At 64.5% G+C, this 18,811-nt stretch carries 20 protein-coding genes; 18 read left to right on the top strand and 2 right to left on the bottom strand.

The features are described 5' to 3' along the window. Window positions 1-32: 32 nt before the first annotated feature. The 5 genes from P0D73_RS06845 to P0D73_RS06825 all read left to right on the top strand — a co-directional run bounded on the left by P0D73_RS06845 (window position 33) and on the right by P0D73_RS06825 (window position 4,736). Entirely contained in the window at window positions 33-554 is a 522-nt protein-coding gene (locus P0D73_RS06845) for a (2Fe-2S)-binding protein (protein WP_408430830.1), read from the top strand. Further along, window positions 547-2,124: an AMP-binding protein gene (locus tag P0D73_RS06840; RefSeq protein ID WP_408430503.1), complete on the top strand. Its 1,578-nt coding sequence runs from the start codon at window positions 547-549 to the stop codon at window positions 2,122-2,124. The genes P0D73_RS06845 and P0D73_RS06840 overlap by 8 nt, the downstream gene beginning before the upstream one ends. Window positions 2,125-2,128: 4 nt before the next feature. After that, complete coding sequence (locus P0D73_RS06835; protein WP_310815005.1) at window positions 2,129-2,935, top strand: enoyl-CoA hydratase/isomerase family protein; 807 nt, start codon at window positions 2,129-2,131, stop codon at window positions 2,933-2,935. Window positions 2,936-3,086: 151 nt separating this feature from the next. Next, window positions 3,087-3,266 (top strand): hypothetical protein, encoded by a 180-nt coding sequence (locus tag P0D73_RS06830; protein WP_408176530.1) that lies wholly within the window; start codon window positions 3,087-3,089, stop codon window positions 3,264-3,266. Window positions 3,267-3,359: 93 nt separating this feature from the next. After that, window positions 3,360-4,736 carry an MFS transporter gene (locus P0D73_RS06825; protein ID WP_408430500.1) on the top strand — a complete coding sequence of 459 codons (1,377 nt, stop codon included), beginning with the start codon at window positions 3,360-3,362 and terminating at the stop codon, window positions 4,734-4,736. A gap of 31 nt (window positions 4,737-4,767) precedes the next feature. Here the strand turns inward: P0D73_RS06825 and P0D73_RS06820 are convergent, their stop codons facing one another. Continuing rightward, window positions 4,768-5,679, bottom strand: a complete 912-nt coding sequence (locus P0D73_RS06820) for a LysR family transcriptional regulator (RefSeq protein WP_408430497.1) — start codon at window positions 5,677-5,679, stop codon at window positions 4,768-4,770. Between the two features lie 224 nt (window positions 5,680-5,903). On the opposite strand from P0D73_RS06820, the gene P0D73_RS06815 reads away from it, so the two are divergent. Continuing rightward, window positions 5,904-6,704, top strand: coding sequence for a ProQ/FinO family protein (locus P0D73_RS06815; protein WP_408430494.1), 801 nt, complete (start codon window positions 5,904-5,906; stop codon window positions 6,702-6,704). 161 nt (window positions 6,705-6,865) lie between these two features. On the opposite strand, the gene P0D73_RS06810 is transcribed toward P0D73_RS06815, so the two are convergent. Next, window positions 6,866-8,218 carry a TAXI family TRAP transporter solute-binding subunit gene (locus P0D73_RS06810; RefSeq protein WP_408176536.1) on the bottom strand — a complete coding sequence of 451 codons (1,353 nt, stop codon included), beginning with the start codon at window positions 8,216-8,218 and terminating at the stop codon, window positions 6,866-6,868. A gap of 264 nt (window positions 8,219-8,482) precedes the next feature. Here P0D73_RS06810 and P0D73_RS06805 point away from each other — a divergent pair, with 264 nt between their 5' ends. The 12 genes from P0D73_RS06805 (at window position 8,483) to P0D73_RS06750 (ending at window position 18,808) form a co-directional block, all read left to right on the top strand. Next, entirely contained in the window at window positions 8,483-8,926 is a 444-nt protein-coding gene (locus tag P0D73_RS06805) for a DUF2946 domain-containing protein (RefSeq protein WP_408430491.1), read from the top strand. A 106-nt stretch (window positions 8,927-9,032) separates the two neighbouring features. Further along, window positions 9,033-9,929 carry a hypothetical protein gene (locus P0D73_RS06800; RefSeq protein ID WP_408282019.1) on the top strand — a complete coding sequence of 299 codons (897 nt, stop codon included), beginning with the start codon at window positions 9,033-9,035 and terminating at the stop codon, window positions 9,927-9,929. A gap of 15 nt (window positions 9,930-9,944) precedes the next feature. After that, complete coding sequence (locus P0D73_RS06795; RefSeq protein WP_408430827.1) at window positions 9,945-10,337, top strand: copper resistance CopC family protein; 393 nt, start codon at window positions 9,945-9,947, stop codon at window positions 10,335-10,337. 135 nt (window positions 10,338-10,472) lie between these two features. Further along, window positions 10,473-11,528: a HoxN/HupN/NixA family nickel/cobalt transporter gene (locus tag P0D73_RS06790; protein ID WP_408430488.1), complete on the top strand. Its 1,056-nt coding sequence runs from the start codon at window positions 10,473-10,475 to the stop codon at window positions 11,526-11,528. Window positions 11,529-11,865: 337 nt separating this feature from the next. Then, on the top strand, window positions 11,866-12,924 hold the full coding sequence (locus P0D73_RS06785) for an NADH-quinone oxidoreductase subunit B family protein (RefSeq protein WP_132374316.1): 1,059 nt from the start codon (window positions 11,866-11,868) through the stop codon (window positions 12,922-12,924). A 52-nt stretch (window positions 12,925-12,976) separates the two neighbouring features. After that, the gene (locus tag P0D73_RS06780) at window positions 12,977-14,791 is read left to right on the top strand and encodes a nickel-dependent hydrogenase large subunit (RefSeq protein WP_408176541.1); all 1,815 of its coding nucleotides are present in this window, start codon (window positions 12,977-12,979) and stop codon (window positions 14,789-14,791) included. Next, window positions 14,788-15,402 carry a NifU family protein gene (locus tag P0D73_RS06775; RefSeq protein ID WP_408430485.1) on the top strand — a complete coding sequence of 205 codons (615 nt, stop codon included), beginning with the start codon at window positions 14,788-14,790 and terminating at the stop codon, window positions 15,400-15,402. Before P0D73_RS06780 ends, P0D73_RS06775 begins: the two co-directional genes overlap by 4 nt. Beyond that, complete coding sequence (locus tag P0D73_RS06770; protein WP_408282029.1) at window positions 15,399-16,037, top strand: DUF5947 family protein; 639 nt, start codon at window positions 15,399-15,401, stop codon at window positions 16,035-16,037. Before P0D73_RS06775 ends, P0D73_RS06770 begins: the two co-directional genes overlap by 4 nt. Further along, window positions 16,030-16,689: a DUF6084 family protein gene (locus P0D73_RS06765; protein ID WP_408430482.1), complete on the top strand. Its 660-nt coding sequence runs from the start codon at window positions 16,030-16,032 to the stop codon at window positions 16,687-16,689. Before P0D73_RS06770 ends, P0D73_RS06765 begins: the two co-directional genes overlap by 8 nt. Next, window positions 16,686-18,098, top strand: a complete 1,413-nt coding sequence (locus tag P0D73_RS06760; RefSeq protein WP_408430479.1) for a hypothetical protein — start codon at window positions 16,686-16,688, stop codon at window positions 18,096-18,098. The genes P0D73_RS06765 and P0D73_RS06760 overlap by 4 nt, the downstream gene beginning before the upstream one ends. Continuing rightward, window positions 18,095-18,646, top strand: coding sequence for a hydrogenase maturation protease (locus P0D73_RS06755; RefSeq protein WP_132374321.1), 552 nt, complete (start codon window positions 18,095-18,097; stop codon window positions 18,644-18,646). The genes P0D73_RS06760 and P0D73_RS06755 overlap by 4 nt, the downstream gene beginning before the upstream one ends. A 60-nt stretch (window positions 18,647-18,706) precedes the next feature. Continuing rightward, complete coding sequence (locus P0D73_RS06750; RefSeq protein ID WP_408176547.1) at window positions 18,707-18,808, top strand: DUF6893 family small protein; 102 nt, start codon at window positions 18,707-18,709, stop codon at window positions 18,806-18,808. Window positions 18,809-18,811 lie beyond the last annotated feature (3 nt).

Genomic DNA, 18,811 nt, shown 5'->3' with positions numbered 1-18,811 from the left:
GCAACACATCGAACGGCAACGTCGTGCACGTGATGCGGCAGGGCGAACGGCAGTGCGTCACGCTGACGCTCAATGGCCGTGAACGCAGCGGCTATTGCGAGCCGCGCGAACTGCTATCGGATTTCATTCGTCACGAACTGGGCGCGACCGGCACGCACGTCGGCTGCGAACATGGCGTGTGCGGCGCGTGCACGGTGCACGTCGACGGCGTGGCGGGACGCTCGTGCCTGATGCTGGCGGTGCAGGCGGAGGGACGCCGCATCGACACCGTGGAGGGACTCGCGCCCGACATGAAACTCGGAGACTTGCAGCAGGCGTTCCAGCGTCACCACGCGTTGCAGTGCGGCTTCTGCACCGCCGGGATTCTTATGTCGTGCGCGGACTATCTGCAGCGCGTGCCCGATCCGAGCGAAGCGCAGGTGCGCGACATGCTCTCGGGCCATCTGTGCCGCTGTACGGGCTATACGCCGATCGTCGCCGCGGTGCTCGACGTGGCTTCGCGGCGCCGGCAAGGCAAGACGGCTGGCGAGACCGTGGAGGCCGCTCATGCTTGACCTCGGCCGAACCTTTCTGCAGAGCGTGGAACGCAGCCCCGATGCACTCGCGCTCGTCGACGGTGAGTTGACGCTGACATATGCGCAGTGGCATCGACTGATCATGAAGGTGGCCGAAGGTCTGCGCGGCCTGGGCCTCGCGCATGGGGACCGCTTGCTGGTAGTGCTGCAAAACCGCTGGGAAATGGCGACCTTGCATTGGGCCTGCCAGTTCACGGGCGTGGTGATCGTGCCGCTGAACTGGCGTGCGAAACCCGATGAACTCGAATACTGCGTGACCGATGCCGGTGTGAAGGCCATCGTGTACGAGCCGGTTTGCGCCGATGCCGTCGCGCAGAGTCCCGCAGCGCAACGTCTGCCGCGTATCGGTCTCGACGACGCGCAGGGCCGCACCGCGAGCTTCGAAACACTGATGGCGCGCAGCACGCCTGACGCGCTGAACGCCGGGCACGCCTGCGCGAATGCCGACGACTACTCGCTGATTCTCTACACCTCGGGCACCACCGGCAAGGCGAAGGGCGTGCCGCGCCGTCATCGTCATGAACGCGCCGCCGCGCTCGCGCATGTCGCGCAGAATCTGTATGGCCACGGCGAGCGCACGCTCGGCGTGATGCCGCTTTATCACACGATGGGCGTGCGCTCGCTGCTCTCGATGGCACTCGTGGACGGCCTGTTCGTCTGCGTGCGCCGCTGGAATGCGCGCTTCGCACTCGATGCGATTGCGCAGCACAAGCTCACGTGTCTCTATCTGGTGCCGACGCTGTATCACGATCTGCTGGCCGATCCGGCTTTCGCGTCGATTAATACGACGACGGTGAAGAAGCTCGGTTTTGCCGGGGCGCCGATGAACGACGGTTTGCTCAAGCGCCTCTCGGCGGCGTTCGAACCGGAACTGTTCGTCAATCACTACGGCTCGTCCGAGGTCTACACCTTCAGCATCGATCAGGACGCCACGCGCAAGCCGGGCAGTGCGGGGCGCGCGGGCATCAACACGCGTTTGCGCGTCGTCAGGCTCGACGCCCACACGCCCGAAGACCTCGCGCAAGTGGGCGAGGAAGGCCAGATCATCGCCGACCTGCTCGGCGACGAAGCCTTCGAAGGTTACTGGAACCGTCCCGATGCGAACGCCAAATCATTGCGCGACGGCTGGTATTTCACGGGCGACACCGGTTTCTTCGACGCGCAAGGCGACCTGTACGTGTCGGGCCGCGTCGACGACATGATCATCAGCGGCGGCGAGAACATTTCGCCGGTCGATATCGAGTCGGTGCTGTCGCTGCACCCCGCGGTCGACGAGGTCGCGGTGGCCGGCGTGAAGGACGAGCGCTGGGGCCAGCGCGTGGTCGCCTTCGTCAAGCGCCGCGATTACGTCGACGCCGACACGCTCGACGCGCACTGCCGCACCTCCGATCTCGTCAACTTCAAGCGTCCGCGCGAATACGTGTTCGTCGACGACATACCGAAGTCGCCGGTCGGCAAGATCCTGCGCCGCAAGCTGTCCGCGGGCGAGTACCAACGCGACACGCGCGGCGAATCCATTGCACCTCACACGGAAACCACCAAGGAGTAACCTCATGACCGACCTGACCCACCGCGGCCAGAGCCTGCTGCAAGATCTCGACGGTTTTTCCATCGAGATCGACGCGCAACGCGAGCGGGCCGACATCATCCTGCACCGGCCGCCGCTGAACGTGATTTCGATGCATGCGCGCGACCAGTTGCGCGCCGCCTTCGAGGCGCTCGACGAAGATCCGCGCGTGCGCGTGATCGTGGTGCGCGCCAAGGGCGAGCACTTTTCGAGCGGCGGCGACATCAAGGGCTTTCTCGAAGCATCGCCGGAAACCGTGTCGAAGCTCGCCTGGAATATCGCCGCGCCCGCGCGCTGCTCGAAGCCGGTGATCGCCGCCAATCGCGGCTTCTGTTTCGGCGTGGGCTTCGAACTGTCGCTCGCGTGCGACTTCCGCATTGCCACCGACACCACTTTTTACGCGCTGCCGGAACAGAAGCTCGGCCAGATTCCGGGGTCGGGCGGCTCGGCCCGTTTGCAGCAGATGGTCGGCATCGGCCGCACCAAGGACATCGTGATGCGCTCGCGCCGCATTCCGGGCAAGCAGGCCTATGAGTGGGGCATCGCGGTCGAGTGCGTGGCCGACTCGGAACTCGAAGCCACGACCGACGCGCTGGTGGACGAGCTGCGCGCGTTCTCGCCGCTCGCGCAACGCACCGCGAAGAAGCTGCTCAACGACACCGAGGACGCGCCGCTGTCGATCGCGATCGAACTCGAAGGGCACTGCTACAGCCGTCTGCGCACTTCCGACGATTTCCGCGAAGGCGTCGAGGCATTTCACGGCAAACGCAAGCCGGTGTTTCGCGGAAGTTAATGCGACAGCCGCACGACGGCGAATGGGAAGACAGCGGCCAGGTTGCATGGGACCGGAGTAAGCGCTGAAGCGCTAACTCCGGTCGACAGCCGTGCATGGGACCGGAGTAAGCGCTAAAGCGCTAACTCCGGTCGACAAAGGAGACAGGGGGATGGAGCGTTTCTTCACGCGGGGTCAACGCATGTCCGCGCTGCTGGCCGAGTCGGGCGCGCTCGAAGACTTCATTGTCCCGGCTATCACGATGGCCGAAAAAATCGCCGACGCGATGCTCGCGCGGCGCGAGGCAAACGCAGCATCGAATACGGCGCCGCTCACCGCGGCCTCGCCATAAGGTTTCTTAACACCACCAAGAGCGCGCGCAAGAGAGCGTGCCTACAAACGCGGACGATCGAGAGACGGCCCGCTGACAGTCAAGGAGATGACGATGTCCGTAGCAGCGCAAAATGGCGCCGCCTTGCCCGCGGTAGACCAGCGGCAAGTGATGGGTGCGGTAATGGCCTCGTGCCTCGGCTGGGCACTGGATCTGTTCGATCTGTTCGTGTTGCTGTTCGTCGCGCCGGTGGTGGGGCGGCTGTTCTTCCCGTCCGAACACGCGATGCTCTCGCTCGCCGCGGTTTATGCGTCGTTTGCCGTGACGCTGCTGATGCGCCCGCTCGGCTCGGCATGGTTCGGCTCCTATGCGGATCGCCACGGACGCAAGGGCGCGATGATCATCGCGGTGGTCGGCGTCGGTCTTTCCACGGCCGCGTTCGGCGTGCTGCCGACCGTCATGCAGGTGGGCCTCGCCGCGCCGATCCTGTTCCTCGTGTTGCGCCTCGTGCAGGGCGTGTTCGTGGGCGGCGTGGTGGCGTCGACGCATACCATCGGCACGGAATCGGTCGCGCCGAAATATCGCGGCGCGGTGTCGGGGCTGATCGGCGGCGGCGGAGCAGGCCTCGGCGCGTTGCTCGCCTCGCTCACGTATCTGGCGATGTCGGCGCTGTTCCCCGGCCCATCGTTCGATGTGTGGGGCTGGCGCTGCATGTTCTTCACCGGCATCATCAGTTCGGTGCTCGGGCTGTTCGTTTTCAGCAGCCTCGAAGAGTCGCCGCTGTGGAAGAAGCTCGCCGCCGAGAAGGCCGCCAAGGCCGCGGCGCAGAAGCTCGATGCGCCCGTCGAAATCGTGCGCTCGCCGGTGCGCACGCTGTTTTCCCGCGACTATCGCTCGATTCTGTTCGTCAACCTGCTGCTGACCATCGGCGGCGGCAGCGGCTATTACCTGACCTCGGGCTATCTGCCGACCTTTCTCAAGGTGGTGAGCCACGCTCCGAACGGTGCCGCGGCGGCGATCCTGCTGATCTGCAGTGTGGCGGTGGTGATCGCGTCGGTTGCGGCGGGGCATCTGAGCACGTTCATCGGGCGCAAGAGCGCTTTCATCTGGCTCGGCCTGATTCGCCTGTTCGCGTTGCCCGCGCTGTTCCTGCTGCTGCCCACGGCGCAAAGCATCACGATGATCGGCGTGTACGCGGTGATTCTCAGCGCGCTTGGCAGTGCCGGCTACGCGCCGGTCCTGATCTTCCTGAACGAACGGTTTCCGACGGCGATTCGCGCGACCGGCACGGGGCTTTCCTGGAACATCGGCTTTGCGATCGGTGGGATAATGCCGACCGCCGTCTCACTGGTGGCGAAAGACGCGAGTGAGTTGCCGATGACGCTGGCGATCTTCGTCGGGGCGATCAGCGTGATTTTCCTGATCGGCGCGTTCGTCGTGCCGGAAACGCGTGGGAGGCTCGAGGAGGGGGCGGTGCGCGAGGCGGTTTAGGTCGCGGTTGGGCGGGTGGCCTGGCGACGTTTCAGCCGGCTGGCACACCGGTAGTCACACGCCGGATCTCCTCGCCGATGATATCGATCAGCGCGTGCGCCGCCGGCCCGATCGGCCGCTTCGGATGGCTCACGCGGATGATGTGCCGCACGATCGGCGGCGACGCGATGGTGCGCGCGCACAGCACGCCTTCGTCGACCTTGCGCTGAACCACCACGCGCGGCAGGATCGTCGCGACGCCGCTCTGTTCGACGAACTGCACGATGGTGTTGAGCAGGTCGATCTCGAACTTCGGCTTGATGACCACGTCGGCGGCCAGCAGCGCCGCGTCCAGCACGCCGCGCAAGCCATTGCGGCGGGTTGGCAGCACCAGTTCGATGCCGGCCAGTTTCGCGAGATCGACGGTCGGCGGCAGGTCGGGGCCGAGCGCGGCGCTCGTCACCAGCACCATTTCCTCGTCGAGCAACGGCACCACGTCGAGCGTGAGACGCCCGCGCGGCTTGTTGATGATGGCCGCATCCAGCCGGCCGGCTTCGACCGCGTCGATCAACTGCGCGCTGAAGCCGTCGGCAACCGACACTTCGACCTGCGGGAACATCGCGTTGAATCTGGCGAGCGACTCCGGCAGCACGCTTTCCGCCTCCGACGACACCATGCCGAGCGACACCCGCCCCGTGACGATCGCATCCTGCCGGCTCAACTGGTCGCGCGCCCGTTCGATGTCGCGCATGATCGGCGTGTACAGGCGATACATCTGGCGCGCCGCGTCGGTCGGCGTCATGCCGTGCGGCCCGCGTTCGAAGAGTTTCTGGCGCAATTCGGTTTCGAGCTTCGAAATCTGCATGCTGAGCGCGGGTTGGACGATATTGAGCCGTTTCGCCGCGCGCGTGACGGAGCCGTCTTCGAAAAGCGCGATGAAATACTGGATTTGCTTGAGGTCCATGAAGCGCGGGAGCGGGGCCGGGAAGGGACAAAAAGGGGGCGGAGACGGGGCCGGAAGGGGGCGGGAAGGGCCGCAAACATCGAGTTTAACCGTGCCGCGCCGAGCCTACAGGGTAACACTCGCGCAACCCCGCACGGAGCCTCGCGCGGCGCGGCTCGCGGCGTCGTCACGAGCGTGTTTCCTTACGCTGCTACAATCTCGTCTTTCTCGATTGATTGTGCGCTATGGGTTTCGAACAACTCGCTGAACTGAAGAAGCAATTGGCCGCGGCTCGCCGCGAGGCTGCGCCTGCCGCGAAGTCCGGCGCCAAGCCTGCTTCGAAGGACGCTTCCAAGCCCGCTAAGGACGCTTCCAAGCCTGCTGCAAAGGACGCGTCCAAGCCGGGCGCGAGGCCTGCCCGCAAGCCCGCGCCGCCGCGCCGTGCCGCGCCCGCAGCCGCGTCCGACGCTAAACCGCCAGTGGACGCGAAGCCCGTGGATCCGGTGGTGAAATCGATCGGGCGGCTGCAGAAGCGCTTCCCCATTGCCTTCCCGAAGAATCCGGCGCCCAAGCTGCCGCTCAAGGTCGGTATTTTCGAAGACCTGGTGGTGCACGCCAAGGACCTGTCGTTGAGCGAAGCGGAATTGCGCGACGCGATCAAGACGTGGTGCCGTGGCAGCCGCTACTGGAAATGTCTCGTGGAAGGCGCGGCTCGCGTCGATCTGACGGGCGCCGAGGCGGGCAAGGTCACGGCGCAGGAAGCCGCGGGCGCGCAGCGTCTGCAGGCGCATCGCGCAGCTAGGGGTGCGCAGAAGGCGGCAGCCGGTGCGGCGAGCGCGAATGCGAATGCGAATGCGGCCGGCGAGACGGCCACGCAAGCGACGGCTGAAGTAGCCTCGCAAGCGTCCACCGAGACAGCCGCGGAGCCGAACGCTGAAGCGGCCACGCAAGCGCCCGCTGAAGCGACCACGCAGGCCACTGCCGAAGCAGCGAATGCGCCGGCCGAGGCCGCCACGGCTTCGCAGGACGGCGAAGCGAAGGCGTAAGGCGTAGGCCGGCTCGACGAGCCGGCCGGCTGATCGGTGACACCGCACACGAAAATGTGCAGGACACCCGGCACGAAACCGCGCCCGAAGTCTCCCACGCAGCTTCCGGCCGAACCGCCCAACTACCCGTCACCCAAAAAGCGCAAAACCCGCCACCCCGCCTAGGGGTGGCTGCCTAGCCGCGACGCAGCCCCCAGCCGGCTGCGCACGAAGCCGACGTGTTCGCGCAGCACATAGAACGCGTCGGCGTAGGCGAGCGGCATGCGCAGCCGATTCAACGAATCCTCGATCTGATCCAGTTCCGCGAAGAGCCGCGCGCGCTCCTCGTCGGTCGAATCGGCGAGCGCACCGCGTTCGATCGCAATCAGCGAACCATAATAGCGATAGATGCGCGAGCGCACCCGCCAGCGATAGAGCGCCGGAATCAGGCGCATGGCCGGGAACAGCAGCACGGCCATCGGCAGCAGCAGAACGAGCGTGCGGTCGCCGATGCTCGCCAGCCAGAACGGCAGCGTGCGATACAGAAAGCTCTTGCCCGTCTTGTAGTAGCGCTGCGCGTCTTCGCTGATCTGATATTCGCGTGCGACGGGACTCGGAAATTCCCCCGCGCGCTGCAACAGGCCCGGCATGCCATGCACTTCCTGCGCCGCTTCGATCAACAGATCGGAAATGGCCGGATGCAGTGTGGTACGGGCCACCAGTTCGACGGTCGGACTGATCAGATGCACCGTTTCGGGCGGAATCCTGCGCTTCAGATCCAGCACGCCGGCCGGCAGGTCGATCTGGTCCAGATAGGGAAAGAGACGCGTATACGCGTTCGCTTCGGCGAAGTTCATCACCGACACGCCGGGCACCTTGAGCAGGCGCAGCATCAGGCCGCGCGTGGCCGAGTCGCCGTTCAGGATCGCGGCGTCCACGTCACCCGCCACCAGTTGGGTGGCGGCCTGCATGCCGTCGCTCGGCACCAGCGTGGTGTCGCCGCCCGGCTCGATGCCGTTCGCATCCAGCAGTTTGAGCGCCAGCAGCCGCGTGCCGCTGCCTTCGCGGCCCACCGCGACGCGTTTGCCTTCCAGTTGCGAAAGCTGGCTCAGGCCCGTGCCGCGATAGAAGACCACCACAGGAATATAGAAAACGCTGCCGAGCGACATCAGCGACGAGGTGTCGAGGCCGTCGGCGACGCCGCCTTGCACGAGCGCGACGTCGACGCGCTCTTTCGGGTCCAGCAGACGGTGCAGATTCTGCACGGAGCCGTCGGACTCCAGCACGTTCAGCTTGATGCCGTTGCGGGCGAGAATTTTCTTGTACTGCTCGGCGGCGACGAGAAACGAGCTGTCATGCGGACCGGCGCTCAGGGTGATCGTCTTGGGCGGCGCCGGATCGACCAGCCAGACGACCAGCGTGACCATCAGGATGATGACCCCGGCCACGACAACATAGAGCAGCGTGTGGTCGCGCCACTCGGCATGCGGCTCTTCGCCAGGAAAGTGCGGGGGACGCGGGCGCTGCGCTTTCATGGACACTCCGTGCCGAGCCGGGATGATCGCATTGTCCACCGTCCGCGGTGGGTTTGGCGTCGGCAGTTTGCTCTATTGACCGGGCGGTCGCGAAGCTCTTGCCGTTTGGCGACGCGAGCCCTCCGCGCGGCACCTTCGAAGACGTGCGCTGCATGCGTGGTGCATGAGTGAAATGCCCAACATAACTGTCGCATCAGGACCGGAATGCGGTATCGACCGTGGCATAATCCGCGACAGCTTCCTCATCGTGTCGCCGGGCGCATCGTGAGTCGTTTCTATCGGAAGATCGGCAGTTGGCTGGGATTGTTCGCGATCCTGATGGCCACGCTCGCTCCGACGATCTCGCACACGCTCGCCGCACGCAGCGATGAAAGCGCCATGTCAGCCGAGCATTGCGACATGCCGTCGATGGCGTCCATGGGTTCGATGGACTCGATGCAGGACGACACGCCGGACGCGACATCGGTCACGTCGAGCGCGCCGGATCCAGCAGGCGACAAACACGCCGACCACACGGCCATGTCCGACGGCGACCTCTGCGGCTATTGCAGCCTGCTCGCCCACATGCCGGCCGTGCCGAGCGTCGAGGCACTGTTCGTCGTCACCGTCCGCGCCGTGCAGCACACTGTCGCGACCCGCTTCGAGAGCGTGCGCCGCGTCGAACCGCTCACCTTCGCTCAACCCCGGGCACCTCCGACCGCATCCTGATTCGAGTCACCACGGCGCGATGCATCGAATGCATCGCGGTTGCCGCCGCGCGTCCCTATCGGCTGCGCGCGCCGGCATTGTCACGACCCATGAAACAGGATGAATCATGCTTACCCACACAACGCCCCGCAGGCAACCGCTGCGCGCGGCGGCGCTTTTCGCGGCCACTGCCGGCGCATTGTTGTGCGCCCCTTCGCTTGCCGGCGCTCACGCGATTGCGGGCAACCGCGTCTTCCCATCGACGATGGCCGTCGACGACCCCGGCGTCGGCGACGAAGCCAACTTGCAGTTCGGCCATCAACGCGTGCCGGGCGACAACGGCGACCAGAGCATCAACACCTTCGACTTCGAATACGACAAGCTGATCACACCGCGGCTCGCGGTGTCCGTCGACGGCACATATGCAATGCAGAACAATCCGCGGGCGCACGGCTTCGACAACTTCGGCGTTGGCTTGAAGTACCTGCTGTACGTCAACGACGCGCACGAATTCATGACCTCGGTCGGTGTGGATGCCGAACTCGGCGGCACAGGCAGCCGCGCGATCGCCGACAACTTCTCGACCATCTCGCCGACCATCTTTGCCGGCAAGGGCATGGGCGATCTGCCCGACTCGCTGGCGTATCTGCGGCCGATCGCCATCACGGGCGAAGCGGGACCGGCGCTGACCACCGGCGCGGGACAGCCGAACGCCTTCAATTACGGCTTCACCGTGCAGTACAGCTTGCCGTATCTGCAACAGCACGTGCGCGATGTCGGCCTGCCGCAGCCGTTCGCCAACCTGATTCCGCTGGTGGAAATTCCGCTGTCCCGCAGCCAGGGGCAGACGACAGGCACGGTCAATCCGGGCTTTATCTGGATCAACCGTTATGGGCAGTTCGGTGTGGAGGCGCAAATCCCGATCAATCGTGCGAGCGGCTCGCATGTGGGCATTCTGGTGCAGGCGCATATTTTCTTCGACGACGTCGCGCCGACCACGATCGGCAAGCCGCTGTTCCAGTAACGCAGGAGAGTGATGATGAATGGCACGATGAAACACCGACGTTTGCGCGGCACTAACGCCGTGGCGAAACTGGCGGCGCTGTGCGCCGGCCTCGCGCTCGCGGGCGCGGCCTTCGCTCACGTGTTCCCTCAAAAGCAGGAGCCGGGAGCGGGCGCGACGGTGGCCTCGCCCGCGCAGGTGCGGGTGATTTTCGACGGGCCGCTCGAAGCGGCGTTCAGTTCGCTGACGGTGACCGACGCGAGCGGCAAGCAGGTCAACACGCAAAAGGCCGCGGTCGACGAGCATCAGCCGGCGCTCATCGCCGTGCCGCTGCCGCCGCTCGCGGCCGGTCACTACACGGTGCATTGGGTTGCCGTGGCGTCGGACGGACATCGCACGCATGGCGACTATGCGTTCAATGTGAAATAGCCTGAAGCGGTGATGCGCTGCGTCATCCATCGAGCGATGGCGCAGCGTGTGAAAAGGTCTATTATCGAAAAGACGCCTCGCGCGCCTGGCTGTGCAAAGCAGCCGCCTTCGCCTTCGCTCCGGGGAGAAGAACACATGACGGAGTTCGTGAAGGCGTTCCCGGCAGTGGTGCCCGGCCATCAGCGCCGGCGGATCGCGTGGCTCTACGCGTTGCTACTGACCTTTAATCTCGCGGCGTGGCTTGCGGCCTTCATGGCGTTTCGCGGCTATCCGCTGCTGATGGGCTCGTGTCTACTGGCTTACTCGCTCGGTTTGCGGCACGCCGTGGACGCGGACCACATTGCCGCCATCGACAACGTTACGCGCAAGCTCATGCAGTCCGGCCAGCGTCCGCTCACGGCAGGGCTGATGTTCTCGCTCGGCCACTCCACCATCGTCGTACTGGCCACGCTCGGCATTGCCGTCACCGCGATGGCCTTGCAAACCCGGCTGAGCGGATTCAGGGAAACGGGCGCCATGATCGGCACGCTCGTGTCGACGTTTTTCCTGTTCGCCATTGCGCTACTGAACCTCGTCGTGCTGCGCTCCGTGCTGCGTGCGTTTCGGCGCGTGCGCCGCGGCGAGCCCTACGTCGACGAAGATCTCGACATGCTGCTCGCCAATCGCGGTTTTCTCGCACGCCTCTTCCGGCCGCTGTTCCGCCTGATCACACGAAGCTGGCACATGTATCCGCTCGGCTTTCTGTTCGGCCTCGGTTTCGACACCGCGACCGAAGTCGGCTTGCTCGGCATTTCCGCGGCGGGCGCCGCGCAAGGCATGTCGATCTGGTCGATCCTCGTGTTCCCGGTGCTGTTTACGGCGGGCATGACGCTGATCGATACCACCGACAGTATCCTCATGCTGGGCGCTTACGGCTGGGCCTTCGTGAAGCCGGTCCGCAAGCTCTACTACAACCTCACCATCACGACGATTTCGGTGCTGGTGGCGCTGCTGGTCGGCAGCATCGAAGGGCTTGGGCTGGTAGCCGACAAGCTGCATCTGAATGGCGGATTCTGGCAGGCGGTGGCGGTTCTCAACGATAACTTCGGCATGCTCGGCTATGCGATCGCCGGCGTATTCGCGGCCGCCTGGTTATTGTCCGTGGCGGTCTACAAATGGCGGCGAATCGGGGAGATGGAGATCCGTTCCTGATTGGTACGCAACGGCAGATCAGTTTGGCGCAAACCCTTAAGAGCTATCGTCAGAGAATTGAATAGAGCGTGTGGATGCGGCTATCGCGGCGCGCGAAGCTTCGCGAATAAGCTATGAAAATTGGGTTATTCCGAATCGCTGACCTATACTCGAAAAAGTTTTGCGGGCTCATTGCGGTGGGCACCATTCAAACGAAAACATGCAGCAAATCCGATCTTTTTAACCGCTCCCCACGCGGAAATTATCCCTGATCGATTGCTGGACACGTGACTGCCGTGCGGCGCTCGCCACGTATCTTTGTTTGTCCAAAAGAACGTGAACGTCGTGGAGACACATCATGGCAGAAGCAGACAACGTCCCCTATGGGCGCAAGACTCAGCACGCGCCGGCCCTCAAGGAAGTGCACATCATCTGGATCACCGCGGGCCTCGGCTGTGACGGCGATTCGGTCTCCATTACCGCCGCCACCCAGCCGAGTATCGAGGACGTGATACTCGGCGCGATTCCCGGCTTGCCGAAGGTCCATTTACACAATCCCGTGCTGGCGTATGAAAACGGCGACGAGTTTCTCAAGCCGTTTCATCAGGCCGCGCGTGGCGAGCTGGACAACTTCGTGCTGGTGATGGAAGGCTCGATACCCAATGAGCGGATCAATCGCGAGGGCTATTGGGCCGCCTTGGGCACCGACCCCGATACGGGCGACCCGATCACGATTCCGCAATGGCTCGACCGGCTTGCGCCACGCGCGTTGGCGGTGGTCGGCGCGGGAACCTGCGCGACGTATGGCGGCATTCACGCGATGCAGGGCAACCCGACCGGCTGCATGGGTCTCGCCGATTATCTCGGCTGGGACTGGAAGTCGAAAGCGGGTCTGCCGATCGTCAACGTGCCGGGATGTCCGGTGCAGCCGGACAACTTCATGGAGACGCTGCTCTATCTGCTGTATCAGCTCGCGGGCCTCGCGCCCATGATTCCACTCGACGACGCGTTGCGGCCGAAGTGGCTGTTCACCCGCACCGTGCACGACGGTTGCGACCGGGCGGGTTCGTACGAGCAGGCGATCTTCGCGACCGAATACGGCAGCCCGAATTGCATCGTCAAGCTCGGTTGCTGGGGACCGGTCGTGCAATGCAACGTGCCCAAGCGCGGCTGGATGGCGGGCATCGGAGGCTGTCCGAACGTGGGCGGCATCTGCATCGGCTGCACGATGCCGGGCTTCCCGGACAAGTTCATGCCGTTCATGGACGAGCCGCCCGGCGCGGTGCTGTCGTCGAATCTGATCAGGAGCTATGGCCCGCTGATCCGCAGCTTGCGCAAGCTGACCAAAAACACGCTCAACGATGAGCCGAAATGGCGTCACAACCGTTCGGAACTCACCACCGGTTACCGTCGCTGAGCGGCTGAATTCGCGTAGTCAGTGTCGTCAGCATAGTCAGCAGGAGAAGGTCATGGCCGTCAGCACCGCACCTGAAGCGACCGGCACCACCCAGGCAGCGCCGGGCAAGCTGGTCGAAATGAACTGGGATCCGATCACGCGGATCGTCGGCAGTCTGGGGATTTACACCAAGATCGATTTCGCGAACCGGCGGGTGGCGGAATGCTATAGCACCTCGTCGATCTTTCGCGGCTATAGCATTTTCATGAAGGGCAAGGACCCGCGCGACGCGCATTTCATCACGAGCCGGATCTGCGGCATCTGCGGCGACAATCACGCGACCTGCTCGGTCTACGCGCAGAACATGGCCTACGGCGTGAAGCCGCCGCCGATCGCCGAGTGGATCGTCAATCTCGGCGAAGCAGCCGAATACATGTTCGATCACAACATCTTCCAGGACAACTTGGTGGGCGTGGACTTCTGCGAGACGATGGTCAAGGAGACCAATCCGGGCGTGTGGGACAAGGCCCAGAAAACACCCGCGCCGCACGCGGACAAGCACGGCTATAAAACCATTGCGGAGATCATGACCGCGCTCAATCCCTTTACCGGCGAGTTCTACCGCGAAACGCTGATGGTGAGCCGCTACACGCGCGAAATGTTCTGCCTGATGGAAGGCCGCCACGTGCATCCGTCGACGCTGTATCCAGGCGGCGTGGGCACTGTGCCGACCATTCAGCTCTTCACCGACTACATCACGCGTCTGATGAAATACGTGGAGTTCATGAAGAAGGTCGTGCCGCTGCACGACGATCTGTTCGACTTCTTCTACGAGGCATTGCCAGGTTACGAAGAAGTGGGCCGGCGCCGTGTTCTGCTCGGCTGCTGGGGCTCGTTCCAGGATCCGAACGTGTGCGACTACAACTACAACACCATGACGCAATGGGGCCGCGGCATGTTCGTCACGCCGGGCGTGGTGGTGGACGGCGAGCTGGTCACGACCGATCTCGTCGACATCAACCTGAACATTCGCATTCTGCTCGGCAGCTCCTATTACGACGACTGGGATCACGAAGAAACCTTCGTGAAGAACGACCCGCTCGGCAACCCGGTGGACCGCAAGCATCCGTGGAATCAGACTACGTTGCCGCATCCGCAGAAACGCAAATTCGACGGCAACTATACGTGGGTGATGTCGCCGCGCTGGCTCGACAAGCGCACAGGCGATCACCTCGCGCTCGATACCGGCGGTGGTCCGATTGCGCGCCTGTGGGCCACCGCGTTGGCGGGACTGGTGGATATCGGCTATATCAAGGCGACCGGTCACAGCGTGAAAATCTATTTGCCGAAGACCGCGCTCAAGCCCGAAGTCGAGTTCGAATGGAAGATTCCGAAGTGGAGCAATGCGCTCGAACGCGATCGCGCCCGCACGTATTTTCAGGCCTATTCGGCGGCGGCAGCGCTGTATTTCGCCGAGCAGGCGCTCGCCGAATTGCACGCGGGCCGCACCCGCACGTTCAGCGATTTCACGGTGCCGGAAGAAGGCCTCGGCTGCGGCTTCCATGAGGCGGTGCGCGGCGTGCTCTCACATCACCTCGTGATTCGCGAGGGCAAGATCGCCAACTATCATCCGTATCCGCCTACGCCCTGGAACGCCAACCCACGCGATATTTACGGTACGCCCGGACCTTATGAGGACGCGGTGCAGAACACGCCGATCTTCGAAGAGAACGGCCCCGACAAGTTCAAGGGCATCGACATCATGCGCGCAGTGCGCAGCTTCGATCCGTGCCTGCCGTGCGGCGTGCATATGTATGTAGGCAACGGCAAGACCATCGACACCTCGCACTCGCCGACCTTCGGCGTGATGCAGGGAGCGCATACGTGAGCGCCCAGACGAGCGACTCGCGCTCGGTCGCCGCCCAGCAACGCCGCATCGAGGAACTCATTGCGGCGCTGGAGACGCTCGACGATCCGCCTGCGCGCGAGAGCGCTCAGGAACTGCTGCAGGTGGTGCTCGATCTGCATACGAACGGGCTCGCGCGTCTGCTGGAAATCGTTTCGTCCGCCGGGGCGATGGACGACGCCATGCTTGAAGCGTTCGAACGCGATGCCAGTGTATCGGCGCTGCTTCTGTTGCACGGTTTGCATCCGCAAGATCTGCCGACGCGCGTATCGCGCGCGGTGGAGAAGATGCGGCCGCTGCTCGGCGTGCAAGGCATTCAGATCGAATTGCTCGACGCCGCCGAAGAAGCGGTGCGCGTGAAAGTGGCCGGGCGTCTGCAAGGCAAGCACAATTCGGTCGGCGAATTGCGGCAGGAAATCGAGCTTGCGATTTTCGAAGCTGCGCCCGAGACGATGCGCGTCGACATCGCGGGTTTGCAGGACGTCAACGTGCATGAACTGCGCTTCGTGCCTAACACGCACACTGACCCGCACGCCGACGCGCGCTCCGAGCACACCGAGGTAGCCAGCCGGACCGAGGCCGGCGCGCAATGACACCCGCCGCCGCCACGACGCGCGGCTGGGTCGCGGCCGTGCGCCATTTCGTGCGCCAAGCCGACGACGTGCATTGCGAGTTGTGCGGCGCGCCGCTGCTGGCCGACCATCCTCATCTGTTCGAAATCGCCAAACGCCAACTGTATTGCTGCTGCCGTGCCTGCGCGCTGCTGTTCGGCAATCAGCAGAACGCGCGCTATCGTCCGGTGCCGCGCGACGCGCGTTATCTCGACGGCTTTCACATGAGCGACGCGCAGTGGGACGCGCTGGCGATTCCCATCGACATGGCTTTCTTCTTTCACGACAGTTCGGCGCAACGGATCGTCGCGCTGTATCCCGGACCGGCGGGCGGCACGCAGTCGCTGCTGGATCTGCAGGCGTGGACCGAACTCGTCGCCGACAATCCGTGGCTCGCGCAACTGGAGCCCGATGTCGAAGCGCTGCTCGTGAACCGCAGCGAGGGCACGCGCGAGTACTACCGCGTGCCGATCGACCAATGTTATGCGCTCACCGGCGTAATTCGCGCGCGTTGGCGTGGTGTCTCTGGCGGACGGCAGGCCTGGGACGCGATCCATCGTTTCTTCGCCGCGCTGAAGACTCAGGGCCGCGTACCGGAGGGCTTGCTCCATGCCTGATCTCGGATTCACTGTCGAGTCGGCGGAAGTGGTGCCGTTTGCCGCGGCGCCGCTGCTGATGTTCAAGCTGCGTGTCGTCGATACGGCGGTTGACAATGCGCCGCAGCGCGAGATCGCCAGCATCACGCTGCAATGCCAGATCCAGATCGAAGCCGCGAAACGCCGCTACGCGCCCGCCGAGCAGTACGGGCTCGAAGACCTGTTCGGCATTCCGCCGCGTTGGGGCGATACGTTACGCACGATGCTGTGGACGCATGCGTCGGCGGTGGCGCCCCCGTTTACCGGCGAATGCACGCTCGATCTGCCCGTGCCGTGCAGCTACGATTTCAATGTAGCCGCCACCAAATATTTTCACGGACTCGAAGAGGGCGAGATTCCGCTGATGCTGCAGTTCAGCGGCACCGTGTTCTATCGCGAGGCCGACGGCGCATTGCAGGTCGCGCCGATTCCGTGGCACAAGGAGGCGGCGTACCGTCTGCCGGTGGCGCTATGGCGCGACATGATGGCTCGCTATTACCCGAGCGGCGCATGGCTGTGCCTGCATCGCGACGTGTTCGATCGCCTCGCGCGCTTCAAAACCCGTGGGGGGCTGACGAGCTGGGAGCAGGCGGTCGCGAGCCTGCTCGACAAGCTCGAGGAGGACATATCGTGAACGCGGTCGAAAGCGTGGTGCAGGCGGTGCTGTACGAAGGCTACATGCTGTATCCGTACCGGCCGACTTCGGTGAAGAACCGGCAGCGCTGGACCTTCGGAGGCGTGTATCCGCGCGCCTATGCGGAGGCATCCGGCAGCGATCCGTGGGTGACGCAAAGCGAGTGTCTGCTGCGCGGCGGCGAACATACGCGCGTCGCGGTGCGGCCCGGGTTCTTGCAGGTGATCGAGCGGATGGTGCTGGACGTGTCGGAGAACGCCGCGGTGCGCCCGGAGTCGGGCGAGCCCGCGTGGCGCACGGTGCCTGGGCTCGATATCGACGAACGGCGCTATACGCCGTGGCAGGAAGCGGCTGAACGGCATCTCGCGCTGCCGGTGCTGGTGCTGGGCGAATTGCTCAACGCGCCGCGCGATATGCCGTTTTCATTCGACGCCGGCAGTGACCTCGAACCGCTGGCGGACCGGCATGGCACGCTGCGTGGCGCGCTGCGCCGCACGCGTGCGGCGCTGCAAGGCCGCGTGGAAATCAGTGCGGCGAGCGTGGCGGCGGGCGTCTATCGGCTGAAGGTGCGCATCGTCAACGAGACGCCGCTCGAGCATGCGCGCGACCTCACGCGCGACGCTGCTTCGCTGTATGCGCTGGTCTCGTGCCATACCGTGCTGAGCATCGAGCGCGGCACGTGGATCTCGTCGATCGATCCGCCCGACGAGCTCGCGGCGGCGTCGGCCGCGTGCCGCAATATCGGCGTGTGGCCGGTGTTGGTCGGCGATGAACAGCGGCCCGACACCATGCTCGCCTCGCCGATCATCCTCTACGATTTTCCGCAGATCGCGCCCGAAAGCGCCGGCGATCTGTTCGACGCCACGGAGATCGACGAGATTCTCACGCTGCGCATTCTCACCATGACGGACGAAGAAAAGCGCGAAATGATCGCCACCGACGAGCGTGCTCGCGCCTTGCTCGCGCGCACCGAAGGTTTGGGCGCCGAGCAGATGCAGAAGCTGCACGGCACCTTGCGGCAGGTGCGCGCGCTCGACGCGGCGAGCGTGGGCGCGTCCATCTCCGCGGCGCAGACCGCCATGCCCGTCTCGCCGTGGGCCGAACTCGATGCGCGACCGCATCTTGCCTGCGTGCGGGTCGCGGGCGTGGAGATTCGCATCGGCGATCAGGTGCGCTTGCGCCCGCGCGGCCGCGCCGACATCTTCGATATCGCGCTGAGCGGCATGGTCGCGACGATCGAATCGATCGAACGCGATTTCGACGACCACGTGCATGTCGCCGTGACTATCGACGACGATCCGGGCAAGGACTTCGGCGTGCAGCGCATGCCGGGCCACCGGTTCTTCTTCGGGCCGGACGAGATCGAGCCGCTCGGGCATGCTGCCGGCGCCCGGCGGGGGCTCGTATGAGCGCGATTCTGGTGGCCGGCATCGGCAACGTGTTTCTCGGCGACGACGGCTTTGGCGTCGAAGTGGTGCGGCGTTTGCAGGAACAGTTGGCCGCGGGTGAGTTGCCGGCATTCGCGGCGGGTGTAAACGTCGCGGACTTCGGCATTCGCGGCGTCGATCTGTGTTACGCGCTGCTCGACGGCGTGGACAGCGCGATCCTGATCGACGCGACGCAGCGCGGCGGCGCGCCCGGCACGCTGTACGTGATCGAGCCGTCCATCGAAGAGTCGGGTGGCGCTGCGAGCGACGATCCGTACGCCGTGCCGATCCTGATGTCGCCGCATGAGATGGACCCGGCCAAGGTGCTGCAAACCGTGCGGATGCTCGGCGGCGGGTGCGAGGACATCGTCGTGCTCGGCTGCGAGCCGCAGGATTTCGGTTGCGAAGAGGGCGAAGAAGGACGGATGAGTTTGAGCCGCCCCGTGGCGGCCGCGGTGGAGCAGGCCGCCGAAGTGGTGGTGCGGCTCGTGACGGCGAGGCTGGAACAGCGCGCCGCGCGCGTGGCCTGACATGCGGGGTGCGCGAACACGTCATGCATACGGTGTGAAACGACTGAAGCGGGAGACATCATGAAAGGATTTTTCAAGTACCTCTTGTTGCCGGCATTGGTGGTCGGCGTGTTGGCGAATATGAAGGACATCAAGCGCTATATCCGCATCCGCAACATGTAGGCG

The sequence above is a fragment of the Paraburkholderia sp. RL18-101-BIB-B genome, from assembly GCF_046026985.1.
Classification (GTDB): domain Bacteria; phylum Pseudomonadota; class Gammaproteobacteria; order Burkholderiales; family Burkholderiaceae; genus Paraburkholderia.
The sequence above is the reverse complement of the archived record's forward strand: the minus strand, read 5'-3'. Positions and strand labels throughout refer to the sequence as shown.